Origin of the sequence: Streptomyces sp. CB02366 (assembly GCF_001905905.1) — a bacterium.
In the GTDB taxonomy this organism is placed as follows: Bacteria; Actinomycetota; Actinomycetes; order Streptomycetales; family Streptomycetaceae; genus Streptomyces.
In genome coordinates this window covers 492,779-512,914 of sequence record NZ_LIVT01000001.1, presented here as the reverse complement: position 1 = coordinate 512,914, position 20,136 = coordinate 492,779, and the positions used below count along the sequence as shown (strand labels likewise).

The window sequence follows — 20,136 nt, the reverse complement described above, 5'->3', positions numbered from 1 at the left end:
CGACGGCGGGGCCGGTCCTCGCGGTGGTGCGGGGCGGAGCGACGGCGGGGCGGTGCGGCGACGGGTGTCAGCGGGCGGTGAACCCGCCGTCCACGGTGACCACGCTGCCCGTCACCTGCCGGGACTCGTCCGAGGCCAGCCAGAGCACCGCGTTCGCCACCTCGTCCGGTTCGACCAGCGCGTTCATCGGCTGGTCCCGGACGAAGGCGGCCCGGTGCTCCCCGTCCGGCACCTCCAGCGAGCGGGCGATCTCCGCCAGCATCCGGCCCTCCATCGCCTCGTCGTCCCGCACCGACCCCGGGCACACCGCGTTCACCCGGACCCGGCGGGGCGCGTAGTCCAGGGCCACCGCCTTCGTCAGACCGACCAGGCCGTGCTTGGCGGCGACGTACGCGGCGAAGTGCCGGTAGCCCACCAGGCCGGCCGTCGAGGCGACGTTGACGATCGAACCGGACCCCCGGGCCGCCATCCGGCCCCCCACGGCGCGGATCGCCCGCCACGCCCCGCCCAGGTCCACATCGATCATCAGCTGCCATTCGGCCTCGGTGATCTCGTGCGCCGGGCGGCCCGAAGGGGCCGCGATCCCGGCGTTGTTGACCAGCACGTCGATCCGCCCGAACCGCTCCTCGGCCGCCTCCGCCGCCGACTCCAGCGCCGCCAGGTCCCGTACGTCGGCCCGGCGCGTCAGCACGGCGGCCCCGGACTCCCGGCAGACCTCGGCGGTGTGGGCGAGCTGGGAGGCCGAACCGAGCGGGTAGGGCACCCCGGGTAGGTCGCCCGCCACGTCCAGCAGCAGCAGGTCCGCCCCCTCGCGGGCGAACGCCAGCGCACAGGCCCGGCCGAGGCCGCGCGCCGCCCCGGTGACCAGCGCCGCCCGCCCCGCGAGCCGCCCCGTACCGCTCCCGGGCCCCGGCCCGCGTCCTCCCCCGCTCACCGGCCCCTCGCCGCGCGCACCTCGACGGCCACCAGCTCCAGCAGCTCGCCCGGCCGCTCGGCGAGGTACATGTGCCCGCCGGCCGGTTCGGCCACCGTCAGCTTCCCGGTCGTCGCCCGGCCCCACTCGGCCGCCTCCGCCGCGCCGACCAGGGCGTCCTCACGCCCCCGGACCGCGAGCACGGGCACGCTCAACGGTTCCTCGAAGGAGGGGGCATACGTCTCGTGGAGCCGGACGTCCGCCCGGAGCACCGGCAGCAGCAGCTCCCGCATCTCCGGATCGGCCAGCGCCGGATGGTCGTACCCGGCGAACGCCCGGACCCGGGCGGCGAACTCCTCGTCCGGCAGGCCGTCCGCCCGGTCCGTACGCGGTGTCCACGGGCCGGGCGCGCCGCTGACGACCAGCGCCTCCAGACGGATCGGCCCGCCCGACCGCTCGATCCGGTGCGCCAGCTCGTACGCGAGCACCGCCCCCATGCTGTGCCCGAACAGCACGACCCGGCCGCCGTCCGCGAGCGCCGCCGCCACCTGCGCGTACGCGTCGTCGACGGCCGGGGCCGCCGAGGTGTGGGCGGGCTCCGGGAACCGCTTCTCCCGGCCCGGCAGGGAGACCGGGAGGATGCGCAGCCCCTCTGGCGCCAGCTTCCGCCAGGGAGTGAAGAAGGAGGGGCCGGCCCCGGCGAAGGGCAGGCAGATGAGGACGGTGTCGTCGTCGGCCACGGTCGGACCTTCTCTCTTTCTCTCCGTGTTCACGCTGCCCCTCTCCGAGTTCACGCGGCCCGGCCGCCCCCGGGCCCCCGGTCATTCCCCCGCCATGATCGTGGTGAGGATCGCGGCGAGATGGCCCGGGTCGCGCACCCCGCACATCTCGCGCGCCGAGTGCATCGACAGGCCCGGCACCCCGACGTCCACCGTGGTCACGCCGAGGCGGGCCGCCGTGAGAGGGCCGATCGAGGTGCCGCAGGGCATCGCGTTGTTGGAGACGAACGGCTGCCAGGGGACGCCGGCCCGCTCCGCCGCCGCCGTGAACACCGCGATGCCGGTGGAGTCGGTGGCGTAGCGCTGGTTGACGTTCACCTTGACCGTCGGGCCACCGTTGGGGAGGGGGCGGTGGTCGGGGTCGTGCCGCTCCGCGTAGTTGGGGTGCACCGCGTGCGCCATGTCGGCGGAGACGCAGAACGCGCCCGCCAGCGCCCGCGACCAGTCCTCCTCGCCGCCGCCGCGCGCCGCCACGGACCGCGACAGGATCCGCTCCAGCAGCGGGCTCTGCGCACCCGTCTCGGAGCCGCTGCCGACCTCCTCGTGGTCGAAGGCCGCCAGCACCGGTACGCAGGAGGGCCGCGAGGCCCCCGTGGCCGCGTCCACCAGCGCCGTCACCCCGGCGTGCACCGAGACCTGGTTGTCCAGCCGGGACGCCACCACGAACTCCCGGTCCACGCCCAGGTACCCGGGCGGCTGCACGTCGTGCAGCATCAGGTCCCAGGCCAGCACGTCCGCCGGGTCCTCCCCGGCGGCCGACGCGACCCGGCGCAGCAGCTCGCCCTCGCGCGGCTCGCCCAGCGCCCAGATCGGCGCGATGTGCCGCTGCCGGTCCAGGGCCACGCCCTCGTTCACCGAACGGTCCAGGTGGATCGCCAACTGGGGCACGCGCAACAGGGGTTCGTCGATCTGGACCAGACGGCCGCGCGGGACGCCGCCGGGGCCGCGCAGGGCGAGCCGGCCGGAGATGCCGAGGTCCCGGTCGAGCCAGGTGTTCAGCGGAACCCCGCCGTAGATCTCCACGCCGACCTGCCGCCAGCCCGCGCTCCCGGTGTCCGGTGAGGGCTTGACCCGCAGGTTCGGGGAGTCGGTGTGGGTGCCGACGATCCGGAACGGGGTGTGGGCGGGCGCTCCCTCGGGGACGTACCAGGCGATCAGCGCACCGGCGCGGCTGACGAAGCAGCCGCCCGTCGCCCCCGTCCAGTCGTCCGTGCCGCGCAGTTCGCGGAACCCGGCCTTCTCCAGGCGCTGGGCCGCACTGGCCACCACGTGGTAGGGGGACGGGCTGGCGGCGATGAAGGCGAGCAGGTCGTCGGTGTGGCTGCGGTGGGGGGCCGGAGTCATACGGCGTCCGCCTTTCCGGTGTTCGACAGGGGCTGGGAGGGTGTGTGCGGCCGGGACGGGGCGGGTGGGCCCGCCGACGCCCGGGAGGGTGGCGGCACGCCGGGACGTCCGGGTCCGGCGGCGTCCGCCGTCAGGCCGCCGGAGCCGTGGTCCGAGGACCCCGCGGCGGGGCGTTCCCCGAGGAGCTCCCGCACCGGCCGGTCGGGCCGGGCGCAGAACTCCGCGAGCAGATCGGTGTACGAGGCGAGCAGGTCGTGGGCGGTCGCGTGGTCCCACAGGTCGGTGGAGAATTCCAGGAACGTTCGATAACCCTTCGCGGGGTTCCGGCGCGGCGCAAGCCCGAAGCACAGCTCGCTGCGGGAAAGCGGCGGTGCCAGATCGGCCACCTCCACCCGCAGGCCGGGGATCTCCACGTCCGTGTCGACGGAGTTCTGGAACGCCAGGATGTGCGGCACCCGGTCGGGGACGCCGACAGCACCCGCCTCCCGCATCGCCCGCATGATGCGCGCGGTGGGCAGCACATGGGCCATGGCGGCGAGCGCGCCCGCGCCCGTCCGGGCCGCGAACTCCGCGCAGGACTCCTGGAGATTGGCTGGATCCAGTCGTACGCGGACCATCACGGCGGTGGACGTCATCGCCACGAGCGACTCCGACGCGGTGGACTCGCGGTGGGCGTACGGCACGCTCAGCAGGATGTCCGGTTCCCCGGAGAGGCGGGTCAGGAACACCCCCAGGGCCGCCGCGGCGACCGCGAACGGCGTGGTGCCCCGGGCGGCCGCCATCTCCTCCACCGCCGCCCGCACCGCGCCCGGCGCGACCCCGCGCACGGTGTCCCCCCGCCCGCTCAGCTTCTGCGGGCGCGGCCGGTCGGTGGGAACGGGGACGGCGGACGGCGCCCCGTCCAGGTAGCGGGCGCAGAACGCGGCCCGCTCCGCCTCCGCCCCGGGGTCCTGGTGCTCGCGCTGCCACCGGGCGTACCCCGGAGCCTGCATCGCCGGGGCGGGCAGACCGTGCGGGACGCCCGCGGCGGCGGCCGTGTACAGCGCCGCGATCTCCGCGAGCAGCAGGGACAGCGACCAGCCGTCCGCGCACACGTGGTGCAGGACGAACATCAGCTCCCAGCGGTCCTCCTCGACCCGCAGCAGCCGCAGCCGGGGCAGCAGGGGCCGTCCCGGGTCGAAGGGGGCCGCCGCGTCCGCCCGGCACAGGGCGTCCGCCCGGGGGCGCCGCCCGGCGGCCGGCAGCCCGGTCAGGTCCTCCACCGGCAGCGCCACCGGCCCGGCCGCCACCACCTCCTGCCGCCACGGCCCGTCCGGCCCTCCCTCCCGGACGAACCGGGTGCGCAGCGCGTCGTGCCGGGCGATGACCTCGGACACGGCGGACCGCAGGGCCTCCGGGTCCAGCGGCCCGGTGAACGTGATCCGCGTCGGTACGTTCCACACGGCCGGGTCGGGCACGGCGTGGTGCCCGGAGAGCATCCGGGCCTGCTGGTCGCTGACGGGGGCGCGGTCGACGACGGCCGGGCCGGGCTCCTCCGCCGGGGGCGCTTCGCCCGCCAGTTGCGCGGTCATGGCCCGGAGAGTGGCCTCCGCGAAGAAGTCCGCCATCGGATAGGCGGTGCCGAGGGTGTCGCGCACCCGGTTCACCAGGCGGATCGCGGCGATCGAATTGCCGCCCAGGTCGAAGAAGTCGGCGTCGTCGGGGAAGCCGCGCAGACCGAGAACGGACTCCCAGACCTCACGGAGGAGGGCGGCCGTCCCGGCCCCGTGCTCCCGGCGCCGGGCGGGCTCGGACGGCGGTGCGGGTTCGGACGGCGGTGCGAGTCGGCCCCCCGGCGCGTCGGCCGTGAAGGCGTCCAACCACCCTGCCAGCTCGGCGAGATACCCGTCCGCCGTCTCCGCGTCGAACAGGTCCGCGTCGTAGCGCAGCCGCAGCCGCAGACTCCCCTCCGGAGCCTGGGAGACCACCAGCGCCAGCTCCAGGGGAGCCGACTCCGTCCCGGCCGGCACCGCCTCCGCGCGCAGCCCCGGCCAGGCGACCCCGGACAGCGCCGCACGGTCCAGATCGATCGAGACGGGCATCAGCGGACGCGGGTTCCCCGGGTCCGGGTGCACGGCCGCCAGCAGCGCGTCCAGGTCCACCCCGCTGTGCTCGTCCGCCGCGAACAGCGCCCGCCCCGCCGCCCGTACGGCATCCGGCGGGGGCATGGCGTCGGTCGCGGACAGCGACAGCGGCAGCAGGGCCACATGGAAGCCCACCGTGTCCGCCGTCTCCGGCCGGCGCCGCCCGAACGTCGTGCCCAGCAGGAACGCGTCCTGCCCCGACCGCCGCCGCAGCACCCGGTGCCAGGCCGTGCACAGCGCGGCGAACAGGGTCGCCCCCTGCCGCCCGCTCCACTCCCGCAGCCGGTCCGCCGCCGCCCGGTCCACGGTCCGGGCCACCGCCCCGCCGCGCCCCGCCACCCGGCGGCCGCGCGGCCGGTCCGTGGGCAGGACCAGCACCGGCGGCTTCTCGCCCAGCAGCTCCCGCCACCAGGCCAGGTCCGCCGGGTCGGGGGAGGGCTCGGGGACGCCGAGGGTCGTCCCGGCGGGCCGCGCGAAGAGCGGCGGACGTCCGGCGCGGGCCGCCGTGTACAGCTCCCGGAGGTCCCCGGCGATCAGCGTGGCCGAGTGCGCGTCCGTGACGATGTGGTGCATGCCGAGGACCAGGACGTGGTCGTCGGCGGCGAGCCGCAGCAGCCGGGGCGTGAACAGCGGCCCCCCGGCCAGGTCGTAGGCCCGTCCGCTCTCCTGCGAGAGCAGCGCGGCGATCGCCCCGTCCGGGTCCTGCCCCCGCGCGTCGGAGACCGCCAACGGGGCGCGCGCCCCCGCGCGGACGACCTGGACGACACCGGCCCGCCCCTCGCCCCGGAACACCGTCCGGAGCCCCGCGTGCCGCTCGACCAGCCCGTCCACCGCTGCCCGCAGCGCGTCCACGTCCAACGGCCCGCGCAGCCGTACGGCCTGCGTCTCGTTGTACGCCGCCGGGTTCTCCAGCACCTGCGCGGCCAGCCAGAGCCGGCGCTGGGCGGGGGTGGCGGGCGCGACGGTCTCCCGCACGGCGGGCTGCACCAGTGCCGCAGCCGCAGTCCGGTCCTCCGCCCGGTCCTCCGCCCGGTCCTCCGCCCGGTCCTCCGGCCGGTCCTCCGGCCGCTCCGGCGTCCGGGCCGCGGTCCGGTCCGCCGTCCGCTCCGCCGTCCGGCGGCGCAGGGCGTCCAGGTGCTCCAGCCCCGACCGCAGCCGCGCCCGGTCCATCCCGAAGTCGACCAGCGCGGCGATCTCGTCCACCCCCGCCCCGTGCAGCGCGTCGACGAGCGGGGCGACGGTCGCGGGCGTGCCGATCAGCGCCCGCCGGTCGCAGTAGCGGTCGTAGGCCCGGCGGAACAGGTAGTCCAGGTCCTCCTCGCCCGCCGCCGCCACGTCCTCGCGCCGCTGCCCCGCGGCCGTCGCCGCCGAGCGCATCAGCAGCGAGGACCGCAGGTACCGCACCATCGGCTCCAGGGCGTCCGCCCGTGCGGTGGCATGGTCGTCGGCCAGGTACGTGTGCACCAGCACCGCCACCCGCCCGGCCGCCGGATCGAGCCCGCACTCCGCCCGGGTACGCCGGTAGTGCGCGATGTTCGCCGCCAGCTCCTCCACGCTCTGGCCCATCAGGTTGGTGACGACCCCGAGCCCGCGCCGGGCCGCCTCCTCGTACGAGCCCCGCTGACCGGAGGTGGCCAGGAAGAGCGGAGGCTCCTCCTGCACCGGGCGCGGCCGGACCCGGATCTCCGCCTCCGCGCCCTCGCCCGTGCGCCGCCGCACCGCCTCGCCGCGCCACAGCCGCCGCACCTCGTCGAGGTGGTCGAAGGCGATCCGCCGCCGGTCCGCGAACCGGTCCGGGTGCAGGGCGAAGTCCCGGGCGTGCCAGCCGGTGGCGCAGCCGATGCCGACCCGGCCGCCGGAGAGGTTGTCGACCACCGACCACTCCTCCGCGATGCGCACCGGATCGTGCAGCGGCAGGACGACGGAGCCCGCGTTGATCCGGATGCGTCCGGTCTCCCGGGCCACGGCGGCGGCGAGCACGGCGGGGTTGGGGAAGAGCCCGCCGAAGGAGTCGAAGTGCCGCTCGGGAAGCCAGACGGAGGAGAACCCGCGCTCGTCGGCGAAGCGCGCGGTCTCCAGGACGGTCTCGTACGCCTCCGGCGTACCGGACCCGTCGTTCGCCCCGGCCTTCTCGCTCTGCGGGTAGTCGCCGAAGAAGTAGACGCCGAAACCGGGGGCGGGGCGCGGGGCCTCGGACCGGCGCACGGCGGACGAGCGGGCGGGCCGGGAGAGGAAGCCGCCCTCGCGCAGCTCGCGCAGCGACCCCTCCACCGCCTCCGCGACCCGGTGCACGTCCTCCTCGGTGTGGGCGGTGGAGAGGTAGAAGCTGCGCCACTCCCATACGTGCACACCGCGCAGTTGGAGGTGGTGGTAGAGCAACTCCAGGTCGGCGCGGTGCTTGAAGCGGAACATCGAACCGAAGTGCGTCAGCTCCAGCGGGAACTCCTCCTCGCGGAAGAAGGCGTTGAGCCGGTCCGCGAGCGCCCGGGTGCGGGCGTTCAGGCCGCTCTGGAGCCCCGGGCCCCGCTCGGAGAGGTGGGCGAGGACCGCACGGGCCGCCGCCATCGACAGCGGGTGCTGCATGTACGTCCCGCCGATGAAGGTGGTCTCCCGCGAGGGCCCGCCCGGCTCGCCGTACCGCCAGAACCCGCCGTCCACCCCGTCGAGGAGGTCCGCCCGCCCGGCCACCGCGCCGATCGGGAACCCCGCCCCGAGCGCCTTGCCGTACGTGGCGAGGTCCGGCACCACCCCGAAGTGGTCCTGCGCGCCCCGCGGGTGGGGCCGCAGGCCGGTCAGCATCTCGTCGAAGAGCAGCACGATGCCGCGTCGCGCGGTGAGTTCACGCAGCGCCCGGACGAACTCCACCGGCCGAAGACCGGGGTTGCGGCACTGCACCGGCTCGACGAGCACGGCCGCGACCGTGTCTCCGAGGGCGTCGATCGTCTCCAACGCCTCCTGGGCCCCGTACTCCAGCACGATCAGCTCCGCCACCGCACTGGCCGGAATGCCCCGCGACACGGGCACGGCGTGCTGCCCGGGGCCGCCGGGGCGGCCGAGGACGGAGTCGATGTGGCCGTGGTACGAGCCCCGGAACATGACGACCTTGTCGCGCCCGGTCGCGGCGCGGGCCAGCCGGATCGCCGCCGAGTTCGCCTCCGTGCCCGACGAGGCGAAGGCCACCCGCTCCATGCCGGTCAGCCCGGCGAGCAGGACGGCGGCCTCCCCGGCGTCGGGGGACCGGGGGCCGAAGCGCAGCCCGTCGGCGAGGTGGCGGCGCACGGCCTCGGTGACCGGCTGCGCCTCGTGGCCCAGGAGCAGCGCGCCGAACCCCATGGTGATGTCGGTGTAGACGTTGCCGTCCACGTCGGTGAGCCGGGAGCCGCGGGCCGAACGGGCGGCGATCGGGTAGAGCATCTCCTTGGTGGCGTCCCGGAACCCCACGACGGCCCGGCTGTCGGCCAGCACCGAACGGTGCCGCTGGGCCAGCTCCTTGGAGGTACGGGTGCGCTCGGTGAACCGCCGGATCAGGGACGCGGTGTGGGCCCGCTGGACGGCGTCGGCCCCCGCTCCCGCCATCCCGCCCGCCGCGTCCACGACGAGACGGGGGCCGTGGCCGGACGCGGCGGCGGGCGCCGCCTCCCCGGTGCGGTCGGCCGGTGCGGTCGGCCGCGCGGCGTGGCCCCCCGCCGCTTCCCCCGCTCGCGCTTGCGCTTCCGCGCGGGCTTCTGCTTCCGCTCGGGCTTGTGCGAGCCGGGCGGTGAGCGCGCGCGACAGTTCGACGGCCCGGTCCACCGCGTCGGCGGCGGAACCGGGGGTCGCGGGGGCGCCCGCGCTCATCGGGCGTCCGAGCCGGCGCGGGCGGTCAGCAGTGCGACGGCCTCGGAGAGCTGGGTGATCATCGCGGCCTGCGTCTCGGCCAGTCGGCGTACCTGCTCGGACAGCGCGGTGACCTCGGCCCGGGTGGCGAGGACGGACGCGCCGGGAGCAGCGGTGTCCGCGCCGGGGTCCGTGGTCTCCGCGCCGGGGGCGGCGGTCTCCGCGCCGGGCGGGTCGAGGAGCCGGGCGCCGGTGCCGGTGCCGGTGCCGGTGCTGGTGGTGGGGGTGGCGGTGCCGGTGGCGGTGGCGGGCGCGTCGGCGGTCGACGCCTCCGTACCCCGCCCCCCGGCCGCGGGGGAGGGACCGGCGGCCCCCGTCGTCGCGGGGGCCGCCCGCCCCGCTATCAGCGCGGCCGTCAGCCGGGGGGTGCCCGCCTCCTCCAGCACCTCCCGGATGCCGATCTCCGCGCCGAACTCCGCCTCCAGTTGCCGCACCATCCCGATGAGCTGGAGCGAGTCCGCGCCGAGCCCGACGAACGTGCGGTCGGCCTCGACCTCCTCGGGCCGGTGGCCGAGATGGCGCGCGGTCAGCTCCAGCACCCTGTCCAGTACGGCCTGTTCGGTCATGCGGTCCTCCGGGGAGAGCGGGAAGGGGTGAACGGTGCCGCGACCGGCCGTACCCGGCGGCGGTACGTGCGGCGCGGTAGGCGGGTCCGGGACCGGCGTGAGCGGGGCACGCGGCGCCGGGGGCGCGGCCGGACCGGGCGGCGTGAGCGGCGCGGGGGACGGGTCCGGGTCCGGTGTGTACGGGGCCGGGCCCCTCCAGTGCGAGCGGCGCTGGAAGGGGTAGGTGGGCAGCCGGACGCGCCGGCCGCCGCAGCCGTCGAGCAGCGCCGCCCAGTCCACCGGCGCCCCGGCGCAGTGCAGCGCGGCCACCGCCCGGTCCCCGTCCCGGGTCGGTACGCAGACCGCGCCCGGCAGCGACCGGCGGACCATCCCCGTCAGCACGGCGGACGGCCCCAGCTCCACCAGCAACGGCCCACCGGCCCGAGGTCCTTCGTCCAACCGCTCCAGGACGGCGGCGAAATCGGCCGTGCGGCGGGCCTGCGCGACCAGGTACGCGGCGTCCGGCCGCCACCCGGCGGGCCGGTCCGTGCCGTCGATGCCGTCGACGAACCCGGTGTGCAGCGGCCGGAGTTCCACCTCACCGGCCAGCGCCCGGAACTCCGCCAGCGCCGGGTCGAGCAGCGCCGTGTGGAACGCCCGGTCCACCGCCAGCACCTCGTGGGCCTCGCCCCGGGCCGCCAACAGCGCCAGCGCCGCGTCCACCGCCCCCACGGGGCCGCCCAGCACGTGGTGGTCCGCCCCGTTGACCACGGCCAGTTCCAGCCCCGACACGGCGGCCAGCAGCTCCCGCGCCCGGTCGCGGGAGACGAACGCGGAGACCATCGCCCCCGGGGCGGACCGCTCCTCCATCAACCGCCCGCGCCCGCACACCAGCCGCATCGCGTCCTCGCTCTCCAGCGCCCCGGCCGCGCAGAGCGCCGCGTACGCGCCGACACTGTGCCCGGCGACCCGGGCCGGGACGACCCCGAGCCGCTCCCACAGCCGGGCCTGGGCGAGCTGGAGGGCGAACAGGGCCGGCTGTGCGAAAGCGGTGTCCCACCGTTCGGGGCCCCGCCCGCCGACGATCCGGTCCAGGAAGCCGCCCCGGCCGGTCTCCTCGGCGTACACCCGGGCGCACTCCTCCAGCACCTCGGCCGCCACCGGGAAGCGCGCGGCGAGTTCGGCGCCCATGCCCGGATGCCCGCCGCCCTGTCCGCTGAACAGGAACACCGGCTGCCGGGCGCCGTCCACCACCCCGGTCGTGTACGCCTCGCCCGCCGGAGCCCCGGACAGGAACGCGTCGAGTCCGGCGACCGGGTCCGCGGTCGTCACCACCAGCCGGTGCGGCAGGAGCCGGCGGCCGAGCGCGGTGGTGGTCACCAGGTCGGCGGGGGAGGGGGCGGGCGCGGACCCGTCCGCCAGGTGATCGCGCAGCGCACCGGCGTACGCCCGCAACGCGTCGCCGTCGGCGGCCGAGACCGGCAGCAGGGCGGGCGGCGGCGTGGGGGCGGGCGCCGCGGGCACGGCCTGCGGAGCCTGTTCCAGGATCACATGAGCGTTGGTACCGCCCATGCCGATCGCGTGCACACCGGCGCGCCGCACCCCCGGCAGCGGCCAGGCGCCCTCCCGCGTCGGCAGCAGGAACGGGCTGTCGTCCACCGCCAGCGCCGGGTTGGGGCGGGTGAAGTTCACCAGCGGGGGGACGACCCCGTGGCGCAGCACCTCGACGGCCTTGACCAGCCCGGCGAGCCCGGCCGCGCTGTCCAGGTGGCCGATGGCCGGTTTCGTCGAGCCGAGCGCACAGAACCCGGTCCGATCGGTGTGGGCGCGGAACGCCTCGGTCAGGGCGGCGAACTCGATCGGGTCGCCCTTCGGCGTGCCCGTGCCGTGCGCCTCCACATAGCCGATCGACGCGGCGTCCACGCCCGCCGCGCGCAACGCCCCGAGCACCGCGTCCCGCTGCCCGGCGACCCCGGGCGCGGCGAACCCCCCGCGGCCCGTACGGGGGCGGGCGCCCCCACCCGAACCGCCGGCCGTGCCGCCGCCCTTGTCCGCGCCGTCGTTGGTGACCGCCGAGCCCAGGATCACCGCGTGCACGGTGTCGCCGTCCTCCAGCGCCCGGACCAGCGGCTTGAGGAGGACGGCGACGGCCCCGTTGCCCCCGACCGTGCCGTCCGCCTCCGCGTCGAAGGCCCGGACGGCGCCGGTGGGGGAGAGGGTGGAGCCCTTCACCGGTACCTGGCCGCTGACCTGCGGCAGGTGCAGCGCGGCCGAGCCCACCAGCATCAGGTCCGCGTCCCCGGCGCGCAGCGCCTGGCAGGCCAGGTGCACCGAGACCAGGGAGCTGGAACAGGCCGTGGACACGGTGAGCGCGGGCCCGGTCAGACCGAGGCGGAAGGCCGCCCGCGTGGCGAGGAAGTCCGGGTAGGTGCCGACCTGGACCTGCTTGGCGGTCATCCAGTCGTCCGAAGCGGCCTCCGCCGCCAGGTTCTCCGCCAGATAGCTGTGCAGCGAGTACAGGCGGTAGCCGGAGCTGCCGTACACCCCGATCCGTACGGAGCCGCCTGTCCCGCGCCCGCCCCCGGGCCCCCGGCGTACGGAGCCGCCGCCCCCGCGCCCGGCCCCCTGCCGTACGGAGCCGCCCTGCCGTACCGGGTCCGCCCCACCGCTCCCGCCCGCGTACCCGGCGTCCTCCAGGGCGTGGAAGCAGCACTCCAGGAACAACCGGTGCTGCGGATCGGTGAGTTCGGCCTCCCGCCCGCTCATCCCGAAGAAGCCGGCGTCGAACCCGTCCACCTCCGCCAGGGGCGCGCTCGCCCCGGTGAACCCGGGCCGCTCGTACCGCTCCGCGGGCACCCCCGCCGCCGCGAACCCGGCCCGGGTGAACCGGCGCACCCGGCTGACCCCCGCCCGGACGTCGCGCCAGTACGCCTCCGAGGTGTCAGCCCCCGGTAACCTCAACGCCGTCCCGATCACCGCGATCCGGTCGTCCCTCAACGGCCTCTCCCTTTCGCAGCCCCGCCCGTCCCGCCCGCCGCAACCCCGCCACCCTCAGCAGGAACACCACGGCGACGACGATGGCGGCGCCATGGGACCAGCCCACCACCATCGGCGGGGAGAACCGGTCGAGGGCCGCCGCCACGAGGATCATGCCGACGCCGAAACCGAGATTCTCCAACGTGGCCGACAGTCCGAAGGCATGTCCGCGCAAGGTGGCCGGAAGTGTCTGCAGGTGCGAGGTGTACGAGACCTCCGTGAGGCCGTCCGCGGCCCCCGCGATCAGCGCGATCACCGCCGTGACGGCGAGCGGGAACCCGGCGAACGCCGCGATGAAGGCGGCCGACATCACCACCGTGCCGTAGCCGAAACCCAGCGCTCCCACCGAGCGTCCGGTGCGCTGCGCGTACCGCTGGACCACCTGCTGGGCCCCGATGTTGCCGAGCGCCCACACACACCAGAACGCGCTGACGAACACGGCCGGGTTCGACGCGTCCAGCGAGACCGAGTAGATCGGCAGGGCCGCGTTGTGGGACGAGGAGCCGAACGCGTCGACCCCGCGCAGCGCCACCATCAGGCCGAGACCGGGGGCGGCGGCGAGCGCCAGGAAGGCCGTCGGCCGCCACCGGCCCCCGCCCCCGGCCCTCTCGGCCTCCTCCTCGGCCCCGGCCTTCTCCCCGCTCGTGCCGGGCGCGCCCTTGCCGCCCGCGATCGGCAGCAGCGCCACCGTCGCCGCGCACACCGCGAAGGTCGCCATGTCGACCAGGAAGGCGGCCGTGTAACCGACGAGGGTGACCACTGCGCCCGCCGAGGCGAACCCCGCCACCATGGCCAGCGAACGCCCGGTGATCGACAACGAGTTCGCCCATGCCCGGCGGTCCTCGCCGACCATCTCCGGGATCGAGCTGCGCAGCGCCACCATGAACAGAGTCCCGCACGCCCCGACCACCACCGAGACCGCCGTCAGCGCCCCGGTCAGCAGACCGTCCGGCGCCAGGACGAGCAGCAGCATCACGGCGCCCTGCCCGATGTTCGCCCACAACATCACGCTTTTCGCGCTGCACCGGGCGAGAAGTCCGCCCACGACCAGTCCGGCGACGAATCCCGAGGCCAGCCGCACCGCCATGAACAAACCCATGGCCAGCGCCCGGCCGGTCGTCTCGTAGACGAACAGATTGAGCGCCACCATATTGAGGAATGTGCCGTAGGAAGACACCGCGTATCCGGCGACGAGGAATCGGAAACGGCGCTCGGAGACCGCCGCGTCCCGGTTCTTCCCGGCGCCGCCACCCGGTTCGTTCGCCCTCGGCCTGTCCGCGCCGTCGTTTTCCGATGTCACCCGGACATACTCGTCGAGTACGGGCGCCGCCCGGGCGGCGCCCGTTTGCACAAAGGTAATCTGCACCCTTGTGAAGGACGACCAATCCCCCTCACCGGTATGTGATTGCCGTGAATCACCCTCGGACCGGTCGATACCGGAACAGCCCTGCGAGGCGGCGCTCGCGGCCTATCGCCGTGCGCTGAGGGAGGGCGGCCTCCCCGACGGCTCCGCCCCGCGCTGCCTGCGGTCCCTGCACCTGGTGGTGGCCGACCGGGAGACGCCCGGCCACCTCGTCCCGGTACCGCCGGAGACCGCCTCCTTCGCCGCCCTCGCCCCGATCGAGGAGGCGATCGCCGAACAGCGCCGCACCCTGCGCTCCGCCCGTGCCACCCTCGCCGCGTTCGAGGGCCTGTACGCCGAGACGCACCCCCCGGAACGCCCCGCCCTGACCCGGCTCTCCGGGGCGGCCGTCATCGGCAAGGCCCTGGAGGCGGGGGTCGGCGGCTGCCGCTCCGAGGTCCGCACCGCCCACCCCGGCGGCGGGCGCCCCGCGCACGTGCTGGAGCAGTCCCTCCCGCGCGACCTGGGCAGCCTGCGGCGCGGCATCCGCCAGCGCACCCTCTACCAGCACACCGTCCGCTCGGACCGCACCACGCTCGCCTACATCGAGCAGGTGACCGCCGAAGGGGCCGAGGTCCGGACGCTGCCCGAGGTCATGGACCGGTTCATCGTCTTCGACCGCGACCTCGCCTTCATCCCGTTCTCCGACGAGCCGCAGACGGCGCTGCGCGTCCGGCACCCGTCCCTGGTCCGCTTCCTGGCGCGCCACTTCGACGAGGCGTGGTCGCGCGCGGTCCCCGTGCGCCCCGAACGCGCGCCGCTGCGCACGCCCGTGGTGACCTCCGGCCTCCAACGCGCCATCCTCCGGGCGGTCGTGAACGGGGAGACGGACGCGGCCATCGCCCGCCGGATCGGCATGAGCCGCCGCAGCGTGGCCGAGCACGTGCGCAAGGTGTCCGAGCGGCTGGGCAGCAACAGCCGCGCCCAACTCGGCTACCTGGTCGCGACGTCGGGCCTGCTGGACGACTGAGGACGCCGCGGGGAGGGCCGGGGGACCGCCCGCCGGGGAAGGCCGCCACGGGGGAAAGAGGAGGCCCGCCGCGGAGGGGAAGAGCCGCCGCGCGGGGGCGGTCGGGGCTCTCCGGACACCCCGTGGGGGCCCGTCCGGCCGGACGGGCCCCCACGGAAGGCACGGCGATGGATCAGGCCAGGCCCGGGCCCCGCACCGGGATGCTGGTGAACGTCGGCGCCGGGGCCGGCTCGGTGAAGAAGTCGTTGCCCTTGTCGTCGACGACGATGAAGGCGGGGAAGTCCTCGACCTCGATCCTCCAGACCGCCTCCATGCCCAGCTCCTCGTACTCGACGACCTCGACCTTCTTGATGCAGTCCTGCGCGAGGCGGGCCGCCGGGCCGCCGATCGAGCCGAGGTAGAAGCCGCCGTGCGCGTCGCAGGCGTCGGTGACCTGCTTGCTGCGGTTGCCCTTGGCGAGCATCACCTTCGAGCCGCCCGCCGCCTGGAACTGCTCCACGTAACTGTCCATCCGGCCGGCCGTCGTCGGGCCGAAAGAACCGGAGGCGTACCCCTCGGGCGTCTTCGCCGGGCCCGCGTAGTACACCGGGTGGTCCTTCAGGTACTGCGGCATCTCCTCGCCCGCGTCCAGCCGCTCCTTGATCTTGGCGTGCGCGATGTCGCGGGCCACGACCAGCGGGCCGGTCAGCGAGAGCCGGGTCTTCACCGGGTACTTGGTCAGCTCCGCCAGCACCTCGTCCATCGGCCGGTTGAGGTCGATCCTCACGACGTCCCCGGACTCGTCCAGGTGCTCGTCGGTGGTGTCCGGGAGGAAGCGGGCCGGGTCCTTCTCCAACTGCTCCAGGAAGACGCCCTCGGCGGTGATCTTCGCGGTGGCCTGGCGGTCCGCCGAGCAGGAGACGGCGATGGCGACGGGCAGGGACGCGCCGTGCCGGGGCAGGCGCACCACGCGCACGTCGTGGCAGAAGTACTTGCCGCCGAACTGCGCGCCGATCCCGATCTTCTGCGTCAGCTCGAAGACCTTCTCCTCCAGCTCCTTGTCCCGGAAGCCGTGCCCGGTGGGGGAGCCCTCGGCGGGCAGCTCGTCCAGGTAGTGCGCGGAGGCGTACTTGGCGGTCTTCAGCGCGAACTCCGCCGACGTGCCGCCGACCACGATCGCCAGGTGGTACGGCGGGCAGGCCGCAGTGCCCAGCGAACGGATCTTCTCCTCCAGGAACTTCATCATGGAGGCCTCGTTCAGGACGGCCTTCGTCTCCTGGTAGAGGAACGACTTGTTGGCCGAGCCGCCGCCCTTCGCCATGAAGAGGAACTTGTACGCGCCGCCGTCGGTGGCGTACAGCTCGATCTGGGCCGGGAGGTTGGAGCCGGTGTTCTTCTCCTCCCACATGGTCAGCGGGGCCATCTGGGAGTAGCGCAGGTTGAGCTTGGTGTACGCGTCGTAGATCCCGTGCGACAGGGCCTCCTCGTCACCGCCCTCCGTCAGCACGTTCTGCCCGCGCTTGCCCATGACGATCGCCGTGCCGGTGTCCTGGCACATCGGGAGCACGCCCGCGGCGGCGATGTTCGCGTTCTTCAGGAGGTCCAGCGCCACGAACTTGTCGTTGGAGGACGCCTCCGGGTCGTCGATGATCCGCCGCAGCTGCGCCAGGTGGGCCGGGCGCAGGTAGTGCGAGATGTCGTGCATCGCCTCGGCGGCCAGCGTGCGCAGGGCCTCCGGCTCGACCTTGAGGAACGTACGCCCGTCGGCCTCGAAGGTGGAGACGCCTTCGGCGGTCACCAGACGGTACGGCGTGGTGTCCTCCCCCAGGGGGAGCAGATCGGAGTACGCAAACTCTGCCATGACGGCCATTCCTCACTCGGCGACAGCGGCTGACCTCCCTCGGGCAGCGCGTCCACCAGGGTAGAACGCCGCCTCCGGCGGATGCCTGTGAGGTAAGGCTCACCTGGAACCCGGCGGGGAAGGGCCCGGGGCGCGCCGGTCGGGGGGTAGTCGCGATCTATCGCGTTTGGGTACGCTGGGGCGGTGGACCTAGAGAAGCAGCCCCAGCAGCCCCTCGCCCCGGCCGCCCCGCCGCCCGTCGAAGCCCCGGCGGCCGACGGCCTCCGCGCATCCGACGCCGATCGCGACCGGATCGCCGACATCCTGCGCGAGGCGATGGCCGAGGGCCGGCTGACGGCCGACGAGCACGCCGAGCGGGTGGACCTGGTCTACCGGGCCAAGACCGTCGGCGAACTCCAGCCGCTGGTCAGGGACCTGCCCGCCGCTTCCGGCTCCGCCGCCCGCCCCGGCGCGCAGCAGCCGTACGCCTACGGCCCCCCGGGCCCCGAGGGGCCGGCGGAGAACCTGGTCGCGGTCTTCAGCGGCGCGAGCCGCAAGGGCCGCTGGCGGGTCGGCGGCCGGACGAACGCCTTCGCGCTCTTCGGCAGCGTGGAGATCGATCTGACCGAGGCGCTTTTCGGCCAACGACTCACCGTCATCAATGCGACGTCCATCTTCGGCAGCGTCGACGTGAGGGTGCCGGAGAACATTTCCCTGCGCGGTAACGGCACCGGCGTTTTCGGCGCCTTCGATGTACGGACGCTCGAATCGGCGGACCCGGAAGCGCCGGTCGTGGTGGTGAACGGCTATTCCGTGTTCGGCTCCGTCGAAGCGCGCCCGAAGCGCGGCAAGTTCGTCGCGGACCTTCAGCGGCGGCTGCGCAAACACCTCGGGCACTGAATAAGAGGCGGCGGACGCCCTTCGGTAATCAGCCAGAATGCCGCAAGGGCGCATTGCGGTGCGTCGACCGCCGGTGGCACGGAGTGCATAGGCGTACGCACAGCGGGTAGGGAGTGCTGCATCGACTCTCGCTCGCGAAGCCGTAGCCGTCGTCAGGAGTAGACCGTGCTGCAACCGCCGCATCAGCCCCTGCAGGTCGCCGCCGTTCCGGCCCAGCGGTCCCCCTCCCGGGAGGACGACGCCGGCCCCTGGCATTCCGACGCGGCCTGCCGCAGCGATGAGGCCGGCCTGTTCTTCGCCCCCTCCAAGGAACCGACCGCCGCCCGGCTGGCCCGCGAGGAGGCCGCCAAGCGGGTCTGCGCCCGGTGCCCGGTCATGGTGGACTGCCGGGAGCACGCGCTGATGCAGCCCGAGCCGTACGGGGTGTGGGGCGGGCTCACCGCCGCGGAGCGACGGGTGGCGCTGGCCCGGCGACGGCGGCGGGACATCGAGCTGACGACCGCGGCGACGGCCGAGCGCATAGCGGCGGCGGGCTGAACGCGCACGGGAAGGGGGCGGGAAGAGCGCTGATCCGCTCTTCCCGCCCCCTTCCCGTGCGCCGGGCTTCGGCTACTTCGCGCGGTCGAAGTCGATGGCGCTGTAGGCGCGCAGCTTCGACAGCCGGTGGGTCGAGGAGATCGTCCGGATCGTGCCGGACTTGGACCGCATCACGATGGACTCGGTGGTCGCCGTCTCCGCGCGGTACCGCACCCCGCGCATCAGCTCGCCGTCCGTGATCCCCGTCGCCACGAAGAACACGTTGTCCCCGCTGACCAGGTCGTCGGTGGACAGCACCCGGTCCAGGTCGTGGCCCGCGTCCAGCGCCTTCTGCCGCTCCGCCTCGTCCTTGGGCCACAGCTTGCCCTGGATGACGCCGCCGAGGCACTTTATGGCGCAGGCGGAGATGATGCCCTCGGGCGTCCCGCCGATGCCCATCAGCAGATCGACGCCGGTGCCCTCGCGGGCGGCCATGATCGAGCCCGCGACGTCGCCGTCGGAGATGAACTTGATCCGCGCGCCGGTCTCCCGGATCTCCTTGACGATGCCCTCGTGCCGGGGCCGGTCGAGGATGACCACGGTGACGTCCTCGGGCGTGGAGTTCTTCGCCCGGGCCACGCGCCGGATGTTCACGGCCACGGGCGCGTTGATGTCGACGAAGTCCGCCGCCTCGGGCCCGGTGACCAGCTTGTCCATGTAGAACACCGCCGACGGGTCGAACATCGCGCCGCGGTCGGCCGCCGCGAGGACGGCGATGGCGTTCGGCATGCCCTTGGCGTTGAGCGTGGTGCCGTCGATCGGATCGACCGCGATGTCGACCTCGGCGCCGGTGCCGTCGCCGACCCGTTCGCCGTTGAACAGCATCGGGGCCTCGTCCTTCTCGCCCTCGCCGATGACGACGACGCCGTTCATCGAGACGGTCGAGACGAGGGTGCGCATGGCCTTCACGGCGGCGCCGTCGGCGCCGATCTTGTCGCCGCGGCCCACCCAGCGCCCGGCCGCCATGGCGGCGGCCTCGGTGACCCGGACCAGCTCCAGGGCCAGGTTGCGGTCCGGGGCCTCCGGGGAGACCTCCAGTTGGGACGGCAGATGATGCTCGGACATCGGAGCGCACCTTTCTGTACGGCGACGACCGGATATGAGGGTGCTGCGACTCTATCGGTAGGTCGATAAAATGAGCAGGGCGGGTCACGCATGAGCGCCCGTGCGTCGCGCGTTCCGGCGGGCGCCCGCCCCGCCCCCGAGCGGCACCCTGCGGCCGGGCGTGTCAGGCCGCGTGCCACCATGGACCCGTGGCAAGCAAGCGAGGCAAGCAGACAGTCCGGGACATGCTCCTGTCGACGTTGGTGATCGCCGCCTGCGCGGGGGTCATCTACCTCTTCATCCCGAAGGACGAGCACGCGGACCCGCTCAAGGCGGTCGACTTCACCGTGGAGCTGGCGACGGTGCGCACGGCGGCCCCTTACCCGGTGGCCGCCCCGGAGGGCCTGCCGGAGAAGTGGAAGGCGACCTCCGTCCGGTACGACGAGGCCGCGGACAAGGCCTGGCACCTCGGCTTCCTCGACGCGGACCGCAAGTACGTCGCGGTCGAGCAGTCCACCGCCGCCGCCCGCACCTACGTCCCCGAGGTCAGCCAGAAGGCGCGGGACACCGGGCGGACCGAGACGGTGGGCGGCGAGGAGTGGCAGGTCTGGGAGGGCGAGAAGTACGACGCCCTCGTCCTGCCCGGGAAGGGCCACACCACGGTGGTGACCGGCTCGGCGCCGAAGGAGAGCCTGGTGAGGATGGCCGCGGCGCTGAAGACGACGCCGCCGGCCGCCCCGGCTTCCTGACGCCCGGCCGCACCGCACCGGCCCGAGGCCGGCACGTACGGAAACCCAAGGCGGCACGTA

Annotated in this window: 12 protein-coding genes; 4 read left to right on the top strand and 8 right to left on the bottom strand. The window is 74.8% G+C overall.

Annotation, left to right across the window (positions count from 1 at the left end; genetic code table 11):
* Positions 1-67: 67 nt before the first annotated feature.
* From AMK24_RS02170 to AMK24_RS02145, 6 genes are all read right to left on the bottom strand, one after another.
* Positions 68-934, bottom strand: coding sequence for an SDR family oxidoreductase (locus AMK24_RS02170; RefSeq protein WP_073764358.1), 867 nt, complete (start codon positions 932-934; stop codon positions 68-70).
* A complete protein-coding gene (locus AMK24_RS02165; RefSeq protein ID WP_073764356.1) occupies positions 931-1,653 on the bottom strand; it encodes a thioesterase II family protein in 723 nt (240 codons plus the stop codon). Before AMK24_RS02165 ends, AMK24_RS02170 begins: the two co-directional genes overlap by 4 nt.
* A gap of 81 nt (positions 1,654-1,734) precedes the next feature.
* A complete protein-coding gene (locus AMK24_RS02160; RefSeq protein WP_073764354.1) occupies positions 1,735-3,036 on the bottom strand; it encodes a M18 family aminopeptidase in 1,302 nt (433 codons plus the stop codon).
* Positions 3,033-8,996 (bottom strand): MupA/Atu3671 family FMN-dependent luciferase-like monooxygenase, encoded by a 5,964-nt coding sequence (locus tag AMK24_RS02155; RefSeq protein WP_073764352.1) that lies wholly within the window; start codon positions 8,994-8,996, stop codon positions 3,033-3,035. The genes AMK24_RS02160 and AMK24_RS02155 overlap by 4 nt, the downstream gene beginning before the upstream one ends.
* The gene (locus AMK24_RS02150) at positions 8,993-12,577 is read right to left on the bottom strand and encodes a type I polyketide synthase (protein WP_073764350.1); all 3,585 of its coding nucleotides are present in this window, start codon (positions 12,575-12,577) and stop codon (positions 8,993-8,995) included. Before AMK24_RS02150 ends, AMK24_RS02155 begins: the two co-directional genes overlap by 4 nt.
* Entirely contained in the window at positions 12,522-13,916 is a 1,395-nt protein-coding gene (locus AMK24_RS02145) for an MFS transporter (protein ID WP_073764348.1), read from the bottom strand. The genes AMK24_RS02150 and AMK24_RS02145 overlap by 56 nt, the downstream gene beginning before the upstream one ends.
* A gap of 70 nt (positions 13,917-13,986) precedes the next feature.
* Here AMK24_RS02145 and AMK24_RS02140 point away from each other — a divergent pair, with 70 nt between their 5' ends.
* Positions 13,987-14,988, top strand: a complete 1,002-nt coding sequence (locus AMK24_RS02140) for a LuxR C-terminal-related transcriptional regulator (RefSeq protein WP_073764346.1) — start codon at positions 13,987-13,989, stop codon at positions 14,986-14,988.
* 172 nt (positions 14,989-15,160) lie between these two features.
* On the opposite strand, the gene AMK24_RS02135 is transcribed toward AMK24_RS02140, so the two are convergent.
* Positions 15,161-16,837 carry a fumarate hydratase gene (locus AMK24_RS02135; RefSeq protein WP_073764344.1) on the bottom strand — a complete coding sequence of 559 codons (1,677 nt, stop codon included), beginning with the start codon at positions 16,835-16,837 and terminating at the stop codon, positions 15,161-15,163.
* Positions 16,838-17,011: 174 nt separating this feature from the next.
* Here AMK24_RS02135 and AMK24_RS02130 point away from each other — a divergent pair, with 174 nt between their 5' ends.
* Together AMK24_RS02130 and AMK24_RS02125 are read left to right on the top strand one after the other, a co-directional pair.
* Positions 17,012-17,707, top strand: a complete 696-nt coding sequence (locus AMK24_RS02130; protein ID WP_073764342.1) for a DUF1707 SHOCT-like domain-containing protein — start codon at positions 17,012-17,014, stop codon at positions 17,705-17,707.
* A 165-nt stretch (positions 17,708-17,872) separates the two neighbouring features.
* Entirely contained in the window at positions 17,873-18,244 is a 372-nt protein-coding gene (locus AMK24_RS02125; RefSeq protein ID WP_073764340.1) for a WhiB family transcriptional regulator, read from the top strand.
* A gap of 72 nt (positions 18,245-18,316) precedes the next feature.
* On the opposite strand, the gene glpX is transcribed toward AMK24_RS02125, so the two are convergent.
* Positions 18,317-19,348: a class II fructose-bisphosphatase gene (gene glpX / locus AMK24_RS02120; RefSeq protein WP_030561311.1), complete on the bottom strand. Its 1,032-nt coding sequence runs from the start codon at positions 19,346-19,348 to the stop codon at positions 18,317-18,319.
* Between the two features lie 224 nt (positions 19,349-19,572).
* Here glpX and AMK24_RS02115 point away from each other — a divergent pair, with 224 nt between their 5' ends.
* Positions 19,573-20,076 carry a DUF4245 domain-containing protein gene (locus AMK24_RS02115; RefSeq protein ID WP_242434927.1) on the top strand — a complete coding sequence of 168 codons (504 nt, stop codon included), beginning with the start codon at positions 19,573-19,575 and terminating at the stop codon, positions 20,074-20,076.
* The last annotated feature ends 60 nt before the right edge of the window (positions 20,077-20,136 follow it).